General features: G+C 59.5%; 19 protein-coding genes. 16 read left to right on the top strand and 3 right to left on the bottom strand.

Going from position 1 to position 21,502, the window contains the following annotated elements; all coding sequences use genetic code 11:
• The first annotated feature begins 11 nt into the window (after positions 1-11).
• The 6 genes from WNY61_RS14620 (at position 12) to WNY61_RS14595 (ending at position 6,853) form a co-directional block, all read left to right on the top strand.
• Positions 12-974 carry a dihydrodipicolinate synthase family protein gene (locus WNY61_RS14620; RefSeq protein ID WP_342852144.1) on the top strand — a complete coding sequence of 321 codons (963 nt, stop codon included), beginning with the start codon at positions 12-14 and terminating at the stop codon, positions 972-974.
• Between the two features lie 175 nt (positions 975-1,149).
• Positions 1,150-1,941 carry a cyclase family protein gene (locus tag WNY61_RS14615; protein ID WP_342852143.1) on the top strand — a complete coding sequence of 264 codons (792 nt, stop codon included), beginning with the start codon at positions 1,150-1,152 and terminating at the stop codon, positions 1,939-1,941.
• A gap of 3 nt (positions 1,942-1,944) precedes the next feature.
• On the top strand, positions 1,945-2,424 hold the full coding sequence (locus tag WNY61_RS14610; protein WP_342852142.1) for a MarR family transcriptional regulator: 480 nt from the start codon (positions 1,945-1,947) through the stop codon (positions 2,422-2,424).
• 9 nt (positions 2,425-2,433) lie between these two features.
• Positions 2,434-4,584 carry an indolepyruvate ferredoxin oxidoreductase subunit alpha gene (locus WNY61_RS14605; protein ID WP_342852141.1) on the top strand — a complete coding sequence of 717 codons (2,151 nt, stop codon included), beginning with the start codon at positions 2,434-2,436 and terminating at the stop codon, positions 4,582-4,584.
• 2 nt (positions 4,585-4,586) lie between these two features.
• Positions 4,587-6,125: an indolepyruvate oxidoreductase subunit beta family protein gene (locus tag WNY61_RS14600; protein WP_342852186.1), complete on the top strand. Its 1,539-nt coding sequence runs from the start codon at positions 4,587-4,589 to the stop codon at positions 6,123-6,125.
• A 125-nt stretch (positions 6,126-6,250) separates the two neighbouring features.
• Positions 6,251-6,853, top strand: a complete 603-nt coding sequence (locus WNY61_RS14595; RefSeq protein ID WP_342852140.1) for a LysE family translocator — start codon at positions 6,251-6,253, stop codon at positions 6,851-6,853.
• Here the strand turns inward: WNY61_RS14595 and WNY61_RS14590 are convergent.
• Positions 6,850-8,625 carry a glycoside hydrolase family 15 protein gene (locus tag WNY61_RS14590; protein WP_342852139.1) on the bottom strand — a complete coding sequence of 592 codons (1,776 nt, stop codon included), beginning with the start codon at positions 8,623-8,625 and terminating at the stop codon, positions 6,850-6,852. The two genes, WNY61_RS14595 and WNY61_RS14590, sit on opposite strands and share 4 nt — an antisense overlap.
• Before the next feature lie 45 nt (positions 8,626-8,670).
• The gene (gene otsB / locus WNY61_RS14585) at positions 8,671-9,417 is read right to left on the bottom strand and encodes a trehalose-phosphatase (protein WP_342852138.1); all 747 of its coding nucleotides are present in this window, start codon (positions 9,415-9,417) and stop codon (positions 8,671-8,673) included.
• 124 nt (positions 9,418-9,541) lie between these two features.
• Here otsB and WNY61_RS14580 point away from each other — a divergent pair, with 124 nt between their 5' ends.
• The 3 genes from WNY61_RS14580 to WNY61_RS14570 all read left to right on the top strand — a co-directional run bounded on the left by WNY61_RS14580 (position 9,542) and on the right by WNY61_RS14570 (position 12,843).
• On the top strand, positions 9,542-10,588 hold the full coding sequence (locus WNY61_RS14580) for a DNA topoisomerase IB (protein WP_342852137.1): 1,047 nt from the start codon (positions 9,542-9,544) through the stop codon (positions 10,586-10,588).
• 91 nt (positions 10,589-10,679) lie between these two features.
• Complete coding sequence (locus WNY61_RS14575) at positions 10,680-11,276, top strand: exopolysaccharide biosynthesis protein (RefSeq protein WP_342852136.1); 597 nt, start codon at positions 10,680-10,682, stop codon at positions 11,274-11,276.
• A 163-nt stretch (positions 11,277-11,439) separates the two neighbouring features.
• Positions 11,440-12,843: a trehalose-6-phosphate synthase gene (locus tag WNY61_RS14570; RefSeq protein WP_342852135.1), complete on the top strand. Its 1,404-nt coding sequence runs from the start codon at positions 11,440-11,442 to the stop codon at positions 12,841-12,843.
• An 8-nt stretch (positions 12,844-12,851) separates the two neighbouring features.
• Here the strand turns inward: WNY61_RS14570 and WNY61_RS14565 are convergent, their stop codons facing one another.
• Positions 12,852-13,619, bottom strand: coding sequence for a DeoR/GlpR family DNA-binding transcription regulator (locus WNY61_RS14565; protein WP_342852185.1), 768 nt, complete (start codon positions 13,617-13,619; stop codon positions 12,852-12,854).
• Between the two features lie 196 nt (positions 13,620-13,815).
• On the opposite strand from WNY61_RS14565, the gene glpD reads away from it, so the two are divergent.
• The 7 genes from glpD (at position 13,816) to WNY61_RS14530 (ending at position 21,436) form a co-directional block, all read left to right on the top strand.
• Complete coding sequence (gene glpD / locus WNY61_RS14560; RefSeq protein ID WP_342852134.1) at positions 13,816-15,429, top strand: glycerol-3-phosphate dehydrogenase; 1,614 nt, start codon at positions 13,816-13,818, stop codon at positions 15,427-15,429.
• Positions 15,430-15,442: 13 nt separating this feature from the next.
• A complete protein-coding gene (locus WNY61_RS14555; RefSeq protein WP_342852133.1) occupies positions 15,443-16,528 on the top strand; it encodes an ABC transporter ATP-binding protein in 1,086 nt (361 codons plus the stop codon).
• On the top strand, positions 16,528-17,613 hold the full coding sequence (locus WNY61_RS14550; protein ID WP_342852132.1) for an ABC transporter ATP-binding protein: 1,086 nt from the start codon (positions 16,528-16,530) through the stop codon (positions 17,611-17,613). Before WNY61_RS14555 ends, WNY61_RS14550 begins: the two co-directional genes overlap by 1 nt.
• Positions 17,610-18,482: a sugar ABC transporter permease gene (locus tag WNY61_RS14545; RefSeq protein WP_067628794.1), complete on the top strand. Its 873-nt coding sequence runs from the start codon at positions 17,610-17,612 to the stop codon at positions 18,480-18,482. Before WNY61_RS14550 ends, WNY61_RS14545 begins: the two co-directional genes overlap by 4 nt.
• Positions 18,482-19,366, top strand: a complete 885-nt coding sequence (locus WNY61_RS14540; protein ID WP_342852131.1) for a carbohydrate ABC transporter permease — start codon at positions 18,482-18,484, stop codon at positions 19,364-19,366. Before WNY61_RS14545 ends, WNY61_RS14540 begins: the two co-directional genes overlap by 1 nt.
• Before the next feature lie 12 nt (positions 19,367-19,378).
• Positions 19,379-19,651, top strand: coding sequence for a DUF2160 domain-containing protein (locus WNY61_RS14535; protein ID WP_342852130.1), 273 nt, complete (start codon positions 19,379-19,381; stop codon positions 19,649-19,651).
• An 87-nt stretch (positions 19,652-19,738) separates the two neighbouring features.
• Positions 19,739-21,436 (top strand): ABC transporter substrate-binding protein, encoded by a 1,698-nt coding sequence (locus WNY61_RS14530; RefSeq protein ID WP_342852183.1) that lies wholly within the window; start codon positions 19,739-19,741, stop codon positions 21,434-21,436.
• The last annotated feature ends 66 nt before the right edge of the window (positions 21,437-21,502 follow it).

The raw sequence follows: 21,502 nt of genomic DNA, 5'->3' as shown, positions 1-21,502 counted from the left end.
TGGAGAGATAAATGAACCCTTCGATTTTTTCCGGCTGCATCCCGGCCCTAATGACCCCCTGCACTGAAGACCGTATTCCTGACTTCGACGCGTTGGTGCGCATGGGCAAAAAGCTGATCGCCGATGGTATGAGCGCGGTCGTTTACTGCGGCTCAATGGGTGATTGGCCGCTGCTGACCGATGCAGAGCGAATGGAGGGGGTTGAACGTCTAGTCAACGCGGGCGTTCCGGTTGTTGTTGGTACGGGTGCTGTGAACACCAAGCTGGCCGCCGAGCACGCAGCACATGCGCAGAAAGTAGGCGCAAAAGGTTTGATGTTGATTCCGCGCATCCTGTCGCGTGGCCCTTCGGTCGCTGCCCAAAAGGACCATTTCAAAGCTGTCCTTTCCGCTGCACCAGAGCTTCCGGCCGTAATCTACAACAGCCCCTATTATGGTTTCGCCACCCGTGCCGATCTCTTCTTTGCCCTGCGGGCGGAGCATTCGAACCTCGTCGGTTTCAAGGAGTTCGGCGGCGCGGATGACTTGCGCTATGCGGCTGAAAACATCACCAGCCGCGATGATGACGTGACTCTGATGATTGGCGTCGACACCACTGTTTTCCATGGTTTCGTCAACTGCGGTGCGACGGGCGCCATCACCGGCATCGGCAACGTACTGCCGCGCGAAGTGTTGCATCTGGTGGCCCTCAGCCAAGCCGCAGCGGCGGGCGATGCCGAAGCGCGCCAGCGGGCGCAGGAACTCGACGCGGCGCTTGGTGTTCTGTCCTCCTTTGATGAGGGTCCCGATCTCGTACTCTATTATAAGCATTTGATGGTGCTCGAAGGCCATGCAGAATATGCGCTGCATTTTAATGAGACCGACGCGCTGAGCGACAGCCAACGCGGCTATGCAGAGGTGCAGTATAAGCTGTTCCGCACGTGGTATGCCGACTGGAGCCAGCAAGGCGGCGCGGTCGCCAAATACGCGGCCTAATTTTCCGCCCACCTCTCCCCGGCTGGGCAGGCCCGTCGCATCCGCGGCGGGCCTTTTGCGTTGCCGGACAGTCATCTCAAAGAAGATAATTGCAAACGCATATAAATTTGATTAGCATCTTTTCAGGGATCAACGCACCAAGAGCGGGTGCGCCAATTTGGGGAGAATAATTGAGATGAGTGCAACAGATTTAATGCGTGATTTTGGGGCGATGCTCGCCTCTGGCGGGGTCGAAGTGGTGGACTGTTCGGGCGTTTTGGGTCCGGATACACCGATCCTGCAACTGCCAGCCGATTTTGCCAAGCCGACACCCAAAGTCGAGATCCACAAGATCAGTGAATATGATGAAGATGGCCCATTCTTTGCGTGGAACTGGATGGTTTTGGGCGAGCATTCCGGCACGCATTTCGACGCGCCGCATCACTGGATCACGGGCAAGGATTACGAAGACGGGTTCACCGATACGCTTGACGTGCAGCGCCTCGTCGCGCCGGTGAATGTGATCGACTGCTCGCAGCAATCTCAAGAAGACCCTGACTTCCTGCTCGACGCCAAAGGCATTAAGGAATGGGAGGCCGAGTATGGCGAGATTGGCGAGGGCGAATGGGTCGTCATGCGCACCGATTGGGACAGCCGTGTAAATGACGAAGCGCGGTTCCTTAACGCGGATGAAACCGGACCGCACAGCCCCGGACCGACCCCGGATGCGATCGAGTATCTGATAAGCAAAAAGATCGTCGGTTGGGGCACCCAATGCATTGGCACCGATGCGGGTCAGGCCGGCGGGATGGAGCCGCCGTACCCGGCGCATAACCTGCTGCATAAGAACAACTGTTTCGGTCTGGCAAGCCTTGCCAATCTCGACAAGCTGCCGCCCAAGGGCGCGATCCTGATTGCGGCGCCGCTGAAGATTAAGAATGGCACCGGCAGCCCCATTCGGGCGCTGGCGCTGGTGCCGAAGGGCTGATCGGTGTCGGATCCACGCCTTTCTGACGCGGACAGCGCGCCGCTCGACCAGATGGGGCTCGATAACTTCGCGCCCTATCTGATGAACCGGATCATGGGGCGGTATAATGCCGCCCTATCTACCGAGATGGCGGCGCTTGGCTTGACCACGCCGCAGATGCGCTCCTTGGCGGTGCTTTCGGTCACGGATGGGATCTTGATCCGCGAATTGGCGGTCTATGCGGTGGTTCAGCAATCCACGCTCAGCCGTGCGTTGGACGCGCTGGTGCGCGACGGCCTGGTGCGGCGTGAAACCGATGCCACGGACAGCCGTGCCACCCGCGTCTACCTGACTGCAAAGGGCGGCGATGCCTATGCCCGGCTCTGGCCGCATATGGCCGAAGCCTATGGGGCGATGTTCAAGGGCATCGACGCGGTCGAGAAAGAGGCCTTTGTGGCCACGCTGCGCACCATGCTGCGCAACATCCGAAAACACGATTTTTAAGAGGGTCCAATGGCCGAGCGTTCGTTCAAGGCAGAGGTGGAACACCTGCGCAAAGGAGACGGTGACGTCTTCACAGGTGAGGGTATCCTCGCGATTACCAAAGCCCTTCTGGAAAACGGGGTCGGCTATGTGGGCGGCTATCAGGGCGCGCCGATCTCGCATCTGATGGACGTGTTGGCCGATGCCGAAGAGCTTATGGGTGAGCTTGGCGTGCGGTTTGAGGCGAACGCTTCTGAAGCTGCAGCGGCGGCGATGCTGGCAGCGAGCGTGCATTACCCGATCCGTGGGGCGGTGACCTTCAAGGGGCCGGTGGGGGTCAACGTCGCCTCCGATGCGCTGGCCAACCTGAGTTCTTCGGGCGTGACCGGCGGGGCGCTGGTGATTGTGGGCGAAGACTACGGCGAAGGCTCTTCGATCATGCAAGAGCGCAGCCACGGCTTTGCCATGAAGTCGCAGTTCTGGATGCTCGATCCGCGCCCCAACCTGCCCTGTATCACCAAGGCGGTCAAAGACGGGTTTGAACTGTCGGAGGCGAGCAACACGCCCGTCATGCTGATGGTGCGCATCCGGTCGTGCCATGTGACGGGCAGTTTTGAGACCAAAGACAACCAGCGCCCACCGCTGACCGTGTCCGAAGCCGCCGCCAACCCCCGCTCGGACTTCAACCGCGTTGTGCTACCCCCGATGTCCTATCTGCATGAGAAGGATAAGATCGAGAACCGCTGGCCAGCGGCAGAGAAGTTCATCCGCGACAATAAGTTGAACGAGTTCTTCGGCCCCGAAAAAGCGCCCTTGGGCATCGTCGTCCAAGGTGGCATGTACAACTCCGTCATCCGCGCCCTGCAACGGCTGGGCCTTGCGGATATCCACGGCCAGACCGAAGTGCCGCTCTATGTGCTGAACGTCACCTATCCGCTGCTCAAGGATGAGTTCGACGACTTCTGCGCGGGCAAAGACCATGTTTTGGTGGTCGAAGAGGGCCAGCCGGATCACATCGAACAGCAGCTTGGCTCCTACCTTTATAAACTCGAACGCAAGGTCCGGCTGCACGGCAAAGACGTGCTGCCGATGGCGGGGGAGTACACCGGTCAGGTTTTGCTCGACGGTGTTACAGACTTCTTGAAAGTCGCGGCACCAGACATGTTGCCCGGTAAGGTCCGCGCCCCCAATGCAGAAGCGCCCGCGATCCCCGATCTGTCCGACACGGTGCCTATCCGCCCGCCCGGTTTCTGCACCGGCTGTCCGGAGCGGCCGATCTTTGCGGCCATGAAACTGACCGAGCAGGAGTTGGGCAAACACCAGATTACCGGAGATATTGGCTGCCACCTGTTTGGCGTTCTGCCCCCATTTGAGATCGGCGGCTCGACCATGGGCTATGGCCTAGGCCCCGCGTCAAATGCGGCCTTCGATGGGGGCGGCGACAGGCGGGTGATCTCGATCATGGGCGACGGCGGGTTCTGGCACAATGGGTTGTCGACCTCGATCGGGAACATGGTTTTTAACAAATCCGACAGCGTCGCGGTGATCGTCGACAACTACTATTCTGCCGCCACCGGCGGGCAGGATGTGATGTCGTCCCGCGCGCATAATGACACAAAATCTACCAACAATCCGATTTCCAAGGCGCTCAAGGGCGTGGGCGTGGAATGGGTGCGCCAGATTGACCGGACCTACGATGTCGGCAAGCTGCGCGAAGTGCTGCGCGAGGCGCTGACCACCGACTATAAAGGGCCGAAGGTGATCGTCGCCTCCTCGGAATGTATGCTCAACAAGCAGCGTCGCGAGAAGCCGCTGCGCAACAAGGCGATCAAGGAAGGCCGCCGCATGGAGGTGCCGCGTTTTGGCGTCGATGCGGATGTCTGCACCGGGGATCACGCCTGTATACGGCTCTCGGGCTGCCCGTCGCTGTCGCTCAAACGGCTCGACGATCCGCTGCGCGATGACCCGGTGGCGCATATTGATCAGACCTGCGTCGGCTGCGGCAACTGCGGCGAAGTGGCCGATACGGCGGTGCTCTGCCCGTCCTTCTATCAAGCCGATGTGGTGCATAACCCGACCCGTTTTGAGCGGTGGCGTGCCGAAAAAACCAGCCAAATCATCTCGTGGCTACAAAGACGGCGCGACGCGAAGCGGCTGCGCAGCGAAGGAGTGACGACGTGAATATGATCCTGCCGCAAAAGACACCCGATGCGCGTGTCGGTGAAATTATCAAGCTTGCGGTCATGGCCGTGGGCGGGCAGGGCGGCGGTGTCTTGACCGGCTGGATCGAATCCATGGCGCGGGCCGAGGGCTATGTCTGTCAGGCGACCTCGGTCGCGGGCGTGGCACAGCGGACGGGGGCCACGATCTATTACGTCGAAATGGCCCGCAAGAGCGCGTTAGAGCCGGTCTTTGCCCTCGCCCCTGCCGCGGGTGATGTCGACGTGTTGATCGCGGCCGAGATGATGGAGGTTGGCCGCGCGGTGATGCGCGGTTTCGTGACGCCAGACCGCACCACGTTGATCGGCTCGACCCACCGCGCGCTTGCGGTGAGCGAGAAGATGGCCCCCGGCGACGGCATTGCCGACGCGGATGAAGTGCGTGCCGCTGCAGAAATCGCGGCGCAAAAACTGGTGTTGGAGGATATGGAAGGGCTGGCCGTGGGCGCGGGTTCTGTCATCTCCGCCTCGCTTTTCGGCGCATTGGCAGGCTCTGGCGCGCTGCCGTTCCGCCGCGAAGCTTATGAAGATGCGATCCGCGCAGGCGGCAAAGGGGTGGAACCATCGTTGCGTGCCTTTGCTGTGGGATATGACGCGGCGCAGGGCCGTTTGCCGACCGCCGCATCTGTCGCATTGGACGAGTCCGAAACCCCCTTTCGCCTCACCGGACCCCAAGCGTTGCAAACCCAATGGGACGCGTTGGTCACCCGCGCCGATGCGCTGCCAGAAGCGGTGCATGATCTGGCGTTTGCGGGCCTGTCTAAGGTGGTCAATTTCCAAGACTGCGCCTATGGCACGCTCTACCTCGACCGGCTCGATACCGTGCTGGCCCGCGACAGTGCTGCCTGCGATTGGCGGCTGTCGGCGGAGGCGGCGAAATACATCGCCAATGCCATGGCCTATGATGACATCATTCGTGTGGCAGACCTGAAAACCCGCGCGCCGCGTTTTACCCATATCCGGCAGGAAATGCGGGCGGGCGACGCGAACCTGATGCAGTTGACCGAGTACTTTCACCCCCGCGCCGAGGAAATCGCAGGGCTGATGCCCGCGCGTCTTGGGGCGAAGGTGGAAGCGAGCGACACGTGGATGGCCCGGCTGAACCGCTGGTTCGATAAGGGCCGCCGCCTGCGCACGGACCGGCTGCCCGCATTCTTAATGCTGCATGTGCTTGGGGGGCTGAAGGGCTACCGCTTGAAAACCCACCGCCACGCGATTGAGGTGGCGCATCTTGAGGATTGGCTGTCGCGCTGTCTGGCCCAGGTCGAGGCCGATTACGACGTCGCGGTCGAGCTGGTGAAATGCCGGCGCCTTATCAAAGGCTATTCCGACACCCACGCGCGAGGTTTGGGGAAATTCGACAAGGTGATGGATGCCGCTGATCTGCTGCGTGGGCGCGATGATACGGCGCAATGGATCGCGCGTCTGCGGGAGGCGGCCTTGCAAGATGCCGAAGGTAAGGCGCTTGATGGGGCGATCGCGACAGTGCGTTCTTTCGTTTAGGGGCAGCGCCTATTTTCTGTGCAAATCCTGCGTGACGTTTGACAGGACGCGCAGGTTGCTCGTATCCCAGTTGACCGGCCCACAATGCCGCGCATAGCTGATGCTGAACAACCGGGGTCACTGCCATGGAACTTTCGCATCTCATCGCCTTTAATGTCGCACTCATCGCATCGATCCTCAGCCCCGGCCCGGCCTTTCTGATCGCGCTGAAAACCACACTGAGTTCGGGCCGTCAGGCAGGTGTCGCCGTGGGGTTTGGCCTCGGCCTTGTCGCCTCTTTCTGGACCCTTGCCGCGCTCTTGGGGTTGGAGGCGGTATTCCTTGCTTTCCCATGGGCTTATGCCCTCGTCAAAGGGGTCGGCGCGGTCTATCTTCTCTATGTCGCATATGGCATGTGGCGTGGCGCGCTTGAACCTGTGACAACCACCGTGAAACCTGCTCGTCACGCCTTCCGGCAGGGGATGATGATCAATATCCTGAACCCCAAATCGGTGCTTTTCGCCGCAGCGGTGCTGGTGGTCATCTTCCCGGAAAAGATGCGCTTGGGCGAGAACCTGTTGATCGTTGGCAATCACCTGATCATCGAAGTGATTTTCTACACAACACTGGCCTTCGGCATGAGCCGCCCCGCCGTGAGCCAAGGCTACCTGCGCGCTAAAATTTACCTCGACCGGGTAGCTTCGGCGGTTCTTGGGCTTTTGGGGCTGCGGCTGTTGTTCTCGCGTTAAAGCTCGGCCTCCCACCTCCGCGACAGGCGCATCGCACCATTGATGATCCCCACCATGGAATAGGTTTGCGGGAAGTTGCCCCATCCCTCTCCAGTGGCAAATGCAGTATCTTCCGACATCAGACCAAGATGGTTGCGTGCCTCGAGCAGTTCCTCGAACAGCTTGCTCGCTTCCTCCTCACGCCCAATGCGAGCCAGTGCGTCGATCCGCCAGAAGGCACAGACGTTAAAGCCCACCTCCGGCACGCCGAAATCATCTGCTTCCTCATAGCGTAGCATGAACGGGCCCCGGCCCAACACTTCGGAAAGCCGCTCTACCGTGGCGATGAACCGGGGATCTTTCGGCGGCAGAAATCCGACTTCGCCCATCAACAAGACGCTGGCGTCCAAGGTTCTGCCACCGAAGCTTTCGACAAAGGCACCGCGTTCCTCCGACCATGCATTGTCTAGGATTTTATCGCGGATCACTTCCGCGCGGTCTGACCAAAGGGTGGCGCGGTCTTCCAGTTCCAGATGCCGCGCAATCTTGCCCAGCCGGTCACAGGCGGCCCAGCACATCAGCGACGAAGACGTGTGGATCCGCGCGCGGCTGCGCAGCTCCCAAATCCCGGCATCGGGCTGATCGTGCAACTCCCACGCCTGTTCGCCCAAGGGCTCTAACTGTTCAAATGCCGTGCGCCCGGTGTTAAGTGGCAGGCGGTGATCAAAGAACGCGGGCGCCGCGCCAAGGATGATATTGCCGTAGGTGTCATGCTGGAAATGCTCATGCGCCTGATTGCCGATCCGCACCGGCCCCATGCCCCGAAACCCCTGCAAGCTGGGCGAGATACGCTCCGTCAAAGCCGTCTCAAGCCCCAGCCCCAGCACCGGCTGGATATGCCCGCCTTCGGCATCGGCGACGGCGTTCATCAGCCATTGGAAATAATGTTCCAACGTGCGTGTCGCGGCGAGGCTATTGAGCGCACGGACAGTGAAAAACGCATCGCGCACCCAGCAATAACGGTAGTCCCAGTTGCGCCCCGAATCTGGCGCTTCGGGGAGGGAGGTGGTGATCGCGGCGATCACGCCGCCTGTGGCCTCATAACTGCAGAGCTTCAGCGTAATCGCGGCGCGGATCACGGCCTCCTGCCACTCGAAGGGGATCGCCAAACGCTGCGTCCAGCGCTGCCAGTAGCGGGTGGTTTTCGTGCGGAAGGTATTGCCGATCTGCTCGGCACTGTCTGACAGCGTTTCATCCGGGCCGAGGATGAAAGTCATTTCGCCTTCAAGATTGATCAGCCGCGCGTCAAGCACATGGTCAATCGGCGCATCGGTGGTCAAGCGTATGTTCTGCTCTGGCCCCACGAAACGCACATGGTTCGAGCCGCGGGTGAGCGTCGGGGCGATTTCGCCCCATTGGAAGCGCGGGCGCAGACGCATCCGCACACGGGGCGAACCTTCGATACGCCGCACCTGGCGCACCAACATTTGCGGGCGAAAGCTGCGGCCATAGGCCGAAAAACGGGGGCAGAAGTCGATAATCTCAACCGTGCCCTTGGGGCTGCGCAACACTGTGCGCAGGATCGCGGTGTTGGGTAAATAGCTTTGCTCGCTTTCGGTCATGCCTTCAAGTTCGACGGCAAATTCACCATCACCCTCTTCGCCAGCACCATGCCCCATGAGACTGTGAAAGACCGGGTCTCCGTCAAATCGTGGCAAGCAGAACCAATTGATTGCCCCTTCGCGACTGACCAATGCTGCGACAGCGCAGTTCCCGATAACACCCAGAACCATAAGTCCCTCTTTTCTATTCTCAACGCGTCTGCCGGGCGAACCAGGTCAGCGCAAAATCTCTTCCAGCCAATCGGCAAAGCCTGCCACATCGTCGATCCGGTGCTGCGCCTGCGTGGACTCCTGACCGATCTTGATCCCAAAGCCACCCAATGCCTGTGCCGCGCGAAAGCCGTCTTCGTCAGTGACATCGTCGCCCACCATCACAGGCAGACGTTCCGCAAACGCAAGCGAGGCCATAAAACGCTCAACCGCACCGCCCTTGTCGACACCTTTTAATGCGATTTCGCTGACCATCTTGCCATGCAGGCCACGCAGGTTGGCGTTTTCCTCGACGAGTGTATCGACAAAGGCACGGCAGGCCTCGCCTTGATCGGGTGCCTTGCGGTAATGCAGCGCAATCGCGCCGGGTTTGCGCTCTGACGTGACACCCTGCAGCAGGGCAAATTCCTCGACCCGGTCAATGACCTCGGTAGGGATGCCTGCGTCTTGTGTCGTCACATGATCATCGGTGCCCAATCGAAGTTCAAGCCCGTGAGAGCCCGAAACCGGGAGGCGCAGTGCGCCCAGAATGCCATCCACATCCGCCAGCGCGCGACCCGAGATCACCGCCACCGCGCCATCTGTCGCCGCAACGAGGCGGGTCAGCAGATGTCGCGTACGATCGGGCAGGCGGGCATCTTCTGGATTGTCGACGATGGGGGCCAAAGTGCCGTCCAGATCCAGAAAAAACGCGTGGCGCTGGACTGGGATCAGCGGCGGCAGATCGTTGTGCGGCAAGGTGGTGCTATCCATAGGCTTGGGTCTATCCGTCTCATGGCGCGGGTATTTCACCGAGAAACCTATGCGTCACCGCAGCGAAATCAAAGCATTTATGCTGCAACTGCGCAAAGACCTGCAGAGCGCACGGCGGGAACCCATGAACCGCAAGAACGTTGAGCAGAACGTCGCTCTCTATCGCCTGCCTCACATGCTTGCCCCGGAATCCCCGATGAACGCACCGTCCTCGCTTAGATACTACCCCGATAGTAAGCCCGGCATTGCTCGCCGGCGCTGCGGGCGGGGGTTTTCTTACTTTGCGCCCGATGGCGCGTGCATCAAAGACAAGGTTGAACGCGAGCGGCTGGTAAAGCTGGCGGTGCCCCCGGCCTATGAACAGGTCTGGATCTGCCCTCATGTGAATGGTCACCTACAGGCCACAGGTTTCGATGCGCGGGGGCGCAAGCAATATCGCTACCATCCGCTTTGGTCCGAGGCGCAAGCGCAGGAAAAATACGCGAGTTTGGCCGATTTCGCCGAAACCCTCCCCCGGCTTCGCCGTCGGGTCCGTCGTGATCTTAAAGGCGAACTGGGCGACCGCGCCTTTGCGCTGGCGGCCGCGGTCGCGATGATTGACCGTTTGTCTCTCCGGGTGGGCAATCAGGTCTATGCCAAAACCAACCGCACCTATGGCACGCTGACGCTGAAACGGCGGCACCTGACGTTGCGCGATGGAAAGTTGCAGGCGTCCTTTATGGCGAAAGGAGGCAAACGGGTGCGTCGACAAATTGCCAATCGGACCCTTATGCGCGCGCTTGAAAAGATTCGCGACCTGCCGGGCGCCGACCTGCTTACGTGGGTTGATGACGAAGGGACGCCGCGTACGTTAACCTCTTCGGCGTTGAACGATTATATTGCCGATGCTGCGGATGTAGATGGGTTCTCGGCCAAGACGTTTCGCACTTGGGCAGGCTCGGTCGCGGCGTTCAATGTGGCGCTGACCCATGATAGACCGACCATTAAGGCGATGGCTGAGGCCGCCGCTGAGCGGTTGCACAATACGCCCACCATTGCACGCAACAGCTATATCCATCCGCAGGTGATTGACCTGTGTCAGCATCCGATGGACCTGCCGGAACCCCCTGATATAGACGACATGACCCAAGCCGAACGCGGGCTCTTGGCGTTTTTGCGCGCGCAGGCATAAGTTTCTTTTGCCGTTCAGCCGAACTTTAATCGCGCTCAAGCATTATTAACATGAATAGCGTTTAGCCTGTTTTTAGAAGGATGCGAATTTCATGAGCGATAAAGACGGGCCATCTCTCAGCGGTGTTCTTGATCAAATGGAGCATCTTTCCGGAGGGGCGGACAGGCAGATCACCGTCGAAGAAATTATCGACTGTCTGGGCAACCATTCCTTTGCATCAACCATTCTCGCGTTCAGCCTGATATCCACGTCGCCTGCCAGTGGCATTCCCGGGGTCACGGCCTTTGTGGGTTTTGTGGTCATGTTTTTGGTGGTTCAGATGATTTTTGGCCGCAACAGTCTGTGGCTTCCGGGCTTCATCATGCGGCGAGATATTGCCGCGAAAAAGCTCCGGGAAGGTGTGAAATGGTTGCGTCGTCCTGTGTCATTTGTGGATCGCTTTATGCATGAGCGCACGACCTTCTTGCTCCATCGCCCGTGGATATATCTACCGCTGATTATGGTGCTTTCAGTTACCATTTTTATGCCGTTCATGGAGATCGTACCAACTTCCGGCTCCATTGCCTCTGCAATGATCGCCATATTCGCGGCGGGCTACCTCATGCGGGACGGTCGGGTGGTGATCCTTTCAATGATATTGATGTCGCTGCTGCCCGTTGGCGTTACATGGTTCTTTCTTGGGCGGTGAAAAAATAATCAGGCCGTATCTCCTTGCTGCGCCTGCAAAAGGTTTGACCGGCGGCTTCGCAGATGGGAACCTTTGGTGAACTGAACCATTAAACCGTTAGTGGTGGTCGGCGTTCCGTCTATTCAGGCTCGGCGGCCGAAAATGATTGTTCCCGAGGCAAAAAATGGCTGGCAGATTAATTGTAATCTCAAATCGTATCCCGTCAGAGGCCGCCCCTTCTGGAGGATTGGTGTTTGCACTGCATGAGACGCTACGCAAAATCGGCGGCGTCTGGATCGGCTCGCATCCCGAAACCACAGACGACCCTGCTGAAAATCTAAGCGAATACGGCGATCAGGGTGAATATGCACGGCTAAGCTTCAGCCTTAGCCCAGAAGACTACCAAAACTTCTATCTCGGCTTTTCCAATTCGGTGCTCTGGCCCGTCTGTCACCGTCGCGGTGATTTGGTAGAGCTCGAGCGCGGTTTCGAGCGCGGCTATAGCGCTGTCAACGCGCGCCTTGCCCGTCAGGTGATGAAGGTCGCCGCACCGGACGATATGATCTGGGTGCATGACTATCATTTCTTTCCCCTTGCGACAGAACTGCGCAAACTTGGCTTTACGGGCAAAATCGGATTTTTCTTGCATGTTCCCTTCCCCGCTTTGGGCGATATGGGCGCCCTCCCGCGGGAGGCTAATCTGGCGCATTGGCTGGCGGATTATGACCTTGTTGGCTTGCAGACCCGAGCCGACGTAGCGCGCTGCCTTGAGATGTTCCGCGCCGAGACTGATTCCGAGTTTCTGATGAACGGCACGATCAAATGCGGTGCACGTGCAGTGGCGATCCGGTCCTTCCCCATTGGCATCGACGTGGAGACATTTGTGCAGGCCGCGCAGGGAGGGAGCGCGCAAGATCGGCTTGCCGACGATATGGCAGGCGACATCGTCATTGGCGTTGACCGGCTGGATTATTCCAAGGGCTTGCCCAATCGATTCCGTGCTTTTGGCCGCTACCTTGAAACCCGTGATGAACGTGAGCGGCGTGTGAGTATGGTTCAGATCGCCCCGCCAAGCCGCGAGGAAGTCGCCGCCTACCGCGAGTTGCGCTACGAGTTGGAAGAATTGGTTGGCCGCGTGAATGGCGAGCACGGAGAGATCGATTGGACCCCGTTGCGTTATATTCACCGCAACCTTGACCGCAATCTGCTGGCAAGGCTCTACCGCCGTGCGCGGGTGGGGATCGTCACGCCGTTTGCGGATGGGATGAACCTTGTCGCTAAGGAATACGTCGCAGCACAAGACCCCGAAGACCCAGGCGTATTGATACTGTCGCATATGGCGGGTGCCGCCGAAGACCTGACCGATGCAATTTTGGTCAATCCCTATGACATCGAAGAGATGAGCGAAGCGTTGAAGACGGCATTGGCCTTACCTTTGGAGGAGCGCAAACGCCGTCACGCCAAATGCATGGCGCAGGTGCGCGCAACCGACGTAAACCGGTGGAGCCAGACTTACGTACAGGCGCTCAAGACCTGCGCGGCAACGCTGGTGGTCAAACCTCCAGCACGGGAATGGTCTGAGGCTTAGGATCAGCGTCACTCCTCCGGGGCGAAGTGCACTTCGGTTCCCCAGCTGTCGCATTTTTCAGCCAGGCCAGCGGGCAGGGGCAGATCGGTAAAGAACATATCAACTTCTCGGGCCGAGGCGATGCGCGCCGGGGCAGAGCGTTTGAATTTGGAGTGATCCGTCACCAGAAAGGTCTTGCGCGACTGCGCGATGATACATTGGCTAACGCCCACCTCTTCGATGTCGAAGTCCAAGAGATCGCCATCCGCATCCATGGCCGAGCAGCCGATCACCGCAATGTCGAACTTAAATTGACGGATCGTCTCAATCGTCAGATTGCCGACCAAGCCGCCGTCCATACGGCGCAGCGCACCGCCGGTCAGCACGATGCGGCATTCGGGATTGTCGACCAAAATATTGGCCACGTTCATGTTGTTTGTGACCACCATCAGATCGCGGTGACGGAGCAGCGCGCGGGCCACCGCCTCGGTGCTGGTGCCGATGTTGAGAAAGACCGAGCAGCCGTCAGGGATGTGTTCGGCACAGGCGCGGGCGATGCGAATCTTGGCCTCCTCATGCAAGTTGCGCCGCTCGGCATAGCCGATATTGCTCGCCCCCGAGGGCAGCACCGCGCCGCCGTGCACCCGCTCCAACTTGCCGCTATCAGCCAGTTCGGTGAGGTCACGGCGGATGGTCTGATGGGTCACGCCGAAATGCTCGGCCAGCCCATCGACCGTGACTTTGCCTTCGCGCCGGGCGATTTCAAGAATGTCGGGATGGCGGAATGTCTGTGAAATGGGTGTCGCTCCTGCCTGCTGTTGGCGCATTATCTCCAGCGCTTTGGCTAACGCAAGCAATCGCGCAGCAACTTACGCTTAACATGTTCGCTACGCTGGTGAAACGAACATAAACGAAAATAAAACTTGTGCAGATAAGAGTCGTTTCGTATCACTGCCCCTGAATTGGACAGTCTGAGCTGGGGAGGGCCGGATCGTGAACCAACAGCCCGATAGCCATAAGGCCACGGCCCCGGTCGATCTTTTCGTTATCGGTGGCGGTATTAACGGTGCTGGTATTGCGCGCGACGCCGCCGGGCGGGGTCTTAGCGTGACCTTGGCCGAGATGAATGATCTGGCCTCCGCGACCTCTTCGGCCTCGACCAAACTGTTCCACGGCGGGCTGCGCTACCTTGAGTATTTCGAGATCGGCCTCGTGCGTCACGCGCTGACCGAACGCGAAGTGCTGCTGAAAGCCATGCCGCATATTTCTTGGCCGATGCGCTTCGTGTTGCCCTATCACCGCGACATGCGGTTCGAGGGGGATACGCCGACCTCCAAATTGCTGCGGCTGTTCATGCCGTGGATGCGCGGCCGTCGTCCGGCTTGGCTGATCCGCTTGGGCCTGTTTCTTTATGACAATCTCGGCGGGCGCGAAATTCTGCCCGCCACCCGCAGCCTTTCTTTGCGCGACACGCCAGAGGGCGCGCCGCTGGAAGATCGGTTCGAAAAAGCGTTCGAATATTCCGATTGCTGGATTGAAGACTCGCGACTTGTGGTGCTGAACGCCCGCGACGCAGAATTGCGCGGCGCCCGCATCCTGACGCAGACCAAAGTGCTGGCGGCCTCTCGCGAGGGTAGTGTCTGGGCCGTGACGGTTGAGCACGGCAAGGACGGCCCGCAAGAGGTGATCCGCGCGAAAATGCTGGTCAACGCGGGCGGCCCATGGGTGGGTGACATCATTCAAAATACCGCGCGGCTGAACTCCTCCGAAGGGGTGCGGCTGGTGCGCGGCAGCCATATCGTGACCAAGCGGCTTTACGATCACGACAAATGCTATTTCTTCCAAGGCACCGATGGGCGGATCATCTTCACGATCCCCTATGAGCAGGATTTCACTCTGATCGGCACCACGGATGCGGATCACCCCGATCCTTCGGTCGCCCCGGAATGCACCCCCGAAGAGCAGGATTACCTGATCAACTTCGTAAACGGCTATCTCAAGCAGGACATTACCCGCAAAGATATCGTCTGGACCTATTCCGGCGTCCGCCCGCTTTATGACGATGGGGCCAGCAGCGCCACGGCGGCCACGCGGGACTATACGCTTAAAGTGGACGAAACCGGCGGCGCGCCGATCCTCAATGTCTTTGGCGGCAAGATCACCACATACCGCAAACTGGCCGAAGACGCACTGGAGCTGATCGCACCGCATTTCGGCGGGCTGTCGGATCATTGGACCGCTGGCGTGGCGCTGCCCGGTGGGGATTTCCCGGTGAACGGCGTGGCGCAGTTGATTGCGCGGCTGAAAGCGGATTATGACTTTCTTGATGAAAGCTGGGCAGCACGGCTGATCCGCGCCTATGGTACCGATGCATGGGCGATGATTGGCGAGGCGAAAACGCTCGCGGATATGGGCGAGCACTTCGGCGCGACCCTCACGGCGGGCGAGGTCGCGTGGCTGATGAACAAGGAATATGCCCTCAGCGCAGAGGACGTCGTTTGGCGCCGCAGCAAGTTGGGCCTGCGAATGGATGAGGCGCAGATCGCGCGTCTTGATGAATGGATGCAGATGCGCGCGGCAAAACAAGCCGCCTCTGCGGCGGAATGAGGGGAGGACGAACGTGAGTTTGATCCTAAAAAACGTGTCGAAAACGGTGGGCGGTCAAACGCATATCCACCCGACCGACCTGACCTTGGAAAAGGGCACAATGAACGTGCTTTTGGGGCCTACGTCTGCGGGCAAGACCTCGCTGATGCGGCTGATGGCGGGGCTTGATGTGCCCAATACGGGGCAGGTGATCTGGAACGGTGAGGATGTCACCGGGATGCGCGTCCAAGACCGCAAGGTGGCGATGGTCTACCAGCAGTTCATCAATTACCCCTCGATGACCGTTTACGACAACATCGCATCGCCGATGAAGCTGGTGGGCAAGTCGAAGGATGAGATCGACCGCGCTGTGCGCGAGACGGCTGAACTCATGCAACTGACCCCGATGCTTGACCGCAAACCGCTTGAGCTTTCGGGCGGTCAGCAACAGCGCTGCGCCTTGGCGCGGGCGCTGGTGAAAAACGCAGGTCTCGTGCTGCTGGATGAGCCGCTGGCGAACCTTGATTACAAACTGCGCGAAGAACTCCGCGCCGAGATCCCGCGCATCTTTGAACGCGCCGGGTCGATCTTTGTCTATGCCACGACAGAGCCGGAAGAGGCGCTGCTTTTGGGCGGCAACACCGCGACGCTTTGGGAGGGCCGCGTGACGCAATTCGGCCTGACGCCAAGCGTTTACCGTCGGCCCGAGAATGCCACGACCGCGCGCGTTTTCTCTGACCCGCCGATGAACTTTCTGAGCATGACCAAATCGGGCGACACGCTGCGGTTTGACGGCGGCGAAATGCCCGCGCCTGCCACGATGGCGAGCCTCAGAGACGGCGAATATACCGCTGGCTTCCGCCCCAACCACTTGACACTCGCGGCACAAACACCGGGCGCGATCGCGTTTGACGCAAAGCTGAACGTGACCGAGATCACTGGATCGGAAACCTTTATTCACCTCGACTATCACGGCGCGAAATGGGTCGGGCTGGTGCATGGCATCCAACACCTGAAGCCGGGACAGCCGCTGTCGGTCTATCTGGATCCAGCGCATATCTATCTCTTTGACGCGAACGGGGCCCTTGTCTCTGCCGCGCCCTATGCGGAGGCGGCATAATGGCCAAGATCACGCTTGATAACCTTGCGCATTCCTATCTGCCGAACCCCGGCCATGAGGATGATTTCGCTCTCAAGGAATTGAACCACGACTGGATCGACGGCGAAGCCTATGCGCTTTTGGGCGCTTCCGGTTGCGGCAAGTCTACATTGCTCAACATCATTTCGGGGCTGTTGCAGCCGTCGCAGGGGCGCATCCTGTTTAATGATGTGGACGTGACCCACGCCCCCACCGCCGAGCGCAACATCGCGCAAGTGTTCCAGTTCCCGGTGGTCTACGACACGATGACGGTGCGCGACAATCTCGCCTTCCCGCTGCGCAACCGGGGTGCGGATGCCTCTTATGTCGCGAGCCGCGTCCAGCAGATCGCGCAGATGATCGGCATGGAAGACGAATTGAACCGCAAGGCGCGGGGCCTCACGGCGGATGCCAAACAAAAGATCAGTCTCGGCCGGGGCATGGTGCGCGAAGATGTCAACGCGCTGTTGTTCGACGAGCCGCTGACGGTGATCGACCCGCACATGAAATGGGAGCTGCGCACGCAGTTGAAATCGCTGCACCATGAATTCGGCCACACGATGATCTATGTGACCCATGACCAGACCGAGGCGCTGACCTTCGCGGATAAGGTCGTGGTGATGTACGATGGTCGCGTGGTGCAGATTGGCACGCCGCAGGAATTGTTCGAGCGGCCCGCGCATACTTTCGTGGGCTATTTCATCGGCTCGCCGGGGATGAACCTTTTTGACGCGCAGATCTCGGGCAATGCCGCGCAGGTCGCGGGCACACACATTGACCTGACCAAAAGCTACGCCCCCAAAGGTGGCAAGACGCAACTGGGCGTCCGGCCCGAGTTTATCCGCCTCAATGGCGAAGGGCTGGGCCTGCCTGCCAAGGTGACGCGCGTCGAAGACGTGGGCCGCCATAAGATCATCCGCCTTGATGTGGGGGGTCAGCCGGTCAGCGCCATTGCCGGAGAAGGCGCAACCGTGCCCAGCGAAAACACCGCGATCAGCTTCGATCCGGCGGGCATCAATGTCTATGCCGATGATTGGCGCATCAGCGCAGAGGGAGAGGCCGCATGAACAAGACCGTCAATCAAAAGGCATGGTTCCTTGTCCTGCCCGTTCTGATCCTCGTGGCGTTTTCGGCTGTGATCCCACTGATGACCGTGGTGAATTACTCGGTGCAAGACACCTTTGGCCGGAATGAGTTCTTTTGGGCGGGGCTTGAGTGGTTTTCCGACATGCTCGACAGCGACCGGATGTGGGACGCTTTGGGCCGTCAGTTGATCTTCTCGGGCGTCATTCTGGCAATTGAAATTCCGCTGGGCATCTTTGTTGCGCTGAACATGCCGAAAAACGGTTTCTGGGCCAGCTTTTGTCTGGTGCTCATGTCGCTGCCGTTGCTGATCCCGTGGAACGTGGTCGGCACCATCTGGCAAATTTTTGGCCGCGTCGACATTGGCCTTTTGGGCTATACGCTCGACAAGCTGGGGATCACCTATAACTACACCCAAGACATCACCGCCGCTTGGATCACCGTTGTTGTCATGGACGTCTGGCACTGGACCTCGCTGGTGGCGCTTTTGGCCTATGCCGGTCTGCAGTCGATCCCGGATGCCTATTACCAAGCCGCCAAGATCGACCAAGCCAGCCGTTGGGCCGTCTTCCGCTACATCGAACTGCCGAAAATGGCAGGGGTGCTGATGATCGCGATCCTGCTGCGCTTTATGGACAGTTTCATGATCTATACCGAGCCCTTTGTCGTCACCGGGGGCGGGCCGGGCAATGCCACGACCTTCCTTTCCATCGACTTGGTGAAAATGGCCATCGGGCAGTTTGACCTCGGCCCCGCCGCCGCCTTCAGCCTGATGTATTTCCTCGTTATCCTGTTGATCTCATGGGTGTTCTACACCGTGATGGTCAACCTCGACAAAAGGGATGGTGTCTGATGACCGATAGCACCGCACAAGCCCCCGGCGCCGCCGCCATTCCCGGTGACCTGACCGACAGCACCCCCGCGCGCCGCCGCTTCCGGCCCAAAGGCTCGGTGGTGGTAATGACGCTCTACCTGATCTTCCTGCTGCTGCCGATCTATTGGCTGATCAACATGAGCCTGAAGACCAACGCCGAGATTTTGGGTAGCTTCTCGCTTTACCCGCGCGATCTGACGCTGGCGAATTATGCCAAGATCCTCACCGATCCAAGCTGGTACATGGGCTACGTCAACAGCCTGATCTATGTGGTGATGAACACGGTGATTAGCCTCGCCGTGGCGCTGCCCGCCGCCTATGCGTTTTCGCGCTACAGCTTCATGGGCGACAAGCATCTGTTCTTCTGGCTGCTGACCAACCGCATGGCGCCACCCGCGGTATTCGCGCTGCCGTTCTTCCAGCTTTATTCCTCGGTCGGGCTGTTCGACACGCATATCGCCGTGGCGCTGGCGCATTGCCTGTTCAACGTGCCGCTGGCGGTCTGGATCCTCGAAGGGTTCATGCGCGGCGTGCCCAAGGAAATCGACGAGACTGCCTATCTCGACGGCTATTCTTTCCCACGCTTCTTTATCCGCATTTTCACCCCCCTGATCGCATCAGGCATCGGAGTCGCGGCCTTCTTCTGCTTCATGTTCTCATGGGTCGAACTGCTGCTCTCGCGCACGCTGACCTCGGTTGATGCCAAACCCATCGCCGCGACCATGACCCGTACCGTCAGCGCCTCCGGCCTCGACTGGGGCGTGCTGGCGGCAGCGGGTGTGCTCACAATCGTGCCCGGCGCGCTCGTGATCTATTTCGTCCGCAACTACATCGCCAAGGGCTTTGCCCTCGGGCGGGTATAAGGGAGACCGCTTATGTCTTGGATGGCTTGGACCATGCCCACCGCGATCTTCTTCGGTGTCATCGCGCTGTTACTCGTGACCTTCACGATCCTCGCGATCAAATTCCCTGAGACGCCCCGCACCGGCATTCTCAGGATCGAAACAACCCGTGGTGACCGTCTGTTCATCACGCTTCTCGGCTCGGCCTTTATCAATTTGATCTGGCTGGGTTTCGACGCGGGACCGCAGCCCTATGCGCTGCTGGTCTGCCTTGCCTATGCCGCAGCTGTATTTCGCTGGGTCTAGGCGCTTACCACTGGCCGACCCCGTACAATCGGGGCGGCCAAACGATACGACCAGATGTCTAGGGAGGACACAATGAAACGATCAATGATGAAATCAAGCACCGCGCTTGCGGTTACGCTTGGCCTGCTGGCCGGGCCCGCTTTTGCGGATATGGAAGCCGCGAAAAAATTTCTCGATGAGACCATCGAGCGTTCGGCACTGAGCCGCGAAGAGCAAGAAGCGGAAATGCAGTTCTTTGTCGATGCTGCTGAGCCGTTCAAAGGCATGGACATCAAAGTGGTGTCCGAGACCATCACCACGCATGAGTATGAGGCCAACGTGCTGGCCCCGGCCTTCACCGCGATCACCGGCATCAACATCACCCACGATCTGATCGGCGAAGGCGATGTGGTCGAGAAGTTGCAGACGCAGATGCAGTCGGGCGAGAACATCTATGACGCCTATATTAACGACTCTGACCTGATCGGCACCCACTGGCGCTATAAGCAAGCGCGCAGCCTGACCGACTGGATGGCGAATGAGGGCAAAGACGTCACCAACCCCGGTCTTGATCTGGACGACTTCATCGGGTTGGACTTCACCACCTCGCCGGATGGTGAGCTTTACCAGCTCCCCGACCAGCAGTTCGCGAACCTCTATTGGTTCCGTCAAGACTGGTTCACCGATCCTGAGTTGATGGCCGAGTTCAAAGAAAAATACGGCTATGATCTGGGCGTCCCGGTCAACTGGTCTGCTTATGAGGACATCGCCGAGTTCTTCACCGGCCGCACCATCGATGGCGTCGAAGTCTTTGGCAACATGGACTACGGCAAGAAAGACCCAAGCCTTGGCTGGCGCTACACCGATGCGTGGATGTCCATGGCTGGCATGGGCGACGTGGGCGAGCCCAACGGTCTGCCGGTTGACGAATGGGGCATCCGGGTGAACGAAAACTCGCAGCCTGTCGGCTCCTGCGTTGCGCGTGGCGGTGCCACCAACGATGCGGCGGCGGTCTATGCGATCACCAAATCCATCGAGTGGCTTGAGAAATACACGCCCCCCGCCGCTGCGGGCATGACCTTTGGCGAAGCCGGTCCGGTTCCTGCCCAGGGTGCGATTGCCCAGCAGATGTTCTGGTACACCGCCTTCACCGCGGACATGGTCAACGACAGCGCCAAAGCCGTGCTGAACGAGGACGGAACACCCAAGTGGCGCATGGCCCCCAGCCCGCATGGCGCCTATTGGAAAGAGGGCCAGAAGGTTGGCTACCAAGACGTGGGCAGCTGGACGCTGATGGAAAGCACGCCCGTCGACCGCGCCAAAGCCGCATGGCTCTACGCGCAGTTCGTGACGTCGAAAACCGTTGATGTTGAAAAGGCCCATGCTGGTCTGACCTTCATCCGCGAGTCGACCATCCAGCACGACAGCTTCACCGAACGCGCGCCGAAGCTTGGCGGTCTGGTGGAATTCTACCGCTCGCCCGCGCGCGTTGCATGGTCGCCCACCGGGACAAACGTGCCGGATTACCCCAAGCTGGCGCAGCTTTGGTGGCAGAACATCGGCGACGCCATGTCCGGTGCGAAGACCCCCCAAGAAGCGCTCGACAGCCTCTGCGCCGAGCAGGAAAAAGTGCTGGAACGGCTTGAGCGCGCAGGCGTCCAAGGTGATCTGGGTCCGAAGATGAACGAAGAGCAGGAAGCCTCCTACTGGCTGGAGCAAGAGGGTTCGCCCGTTGCCAAGCTCGACAACGAAGACCCAGAGCCTGAGACCATCAGCTATGAAGAGTTGATCAAGTCCTGGCAGTAAGCCAAACTTTGGGGGGCCGGGGCGCAAAAGCGTCCCGGCCCCTTTTTTCATGTCCAAACCATTATC

The organism is Sulfitobacter sp. AS92, assembly GCF_038900015.1.
Lineage (GTDB): Bacteria > Pseudomonadota > Alphaproteobacteria > Rhodobacterales > Rhodobacteraceae > Sulfitobacter.
Note: the sequence above shows the minus strand (reverse complement) of the source record. Positions and strands in the feature narration are given on the sequence as shown.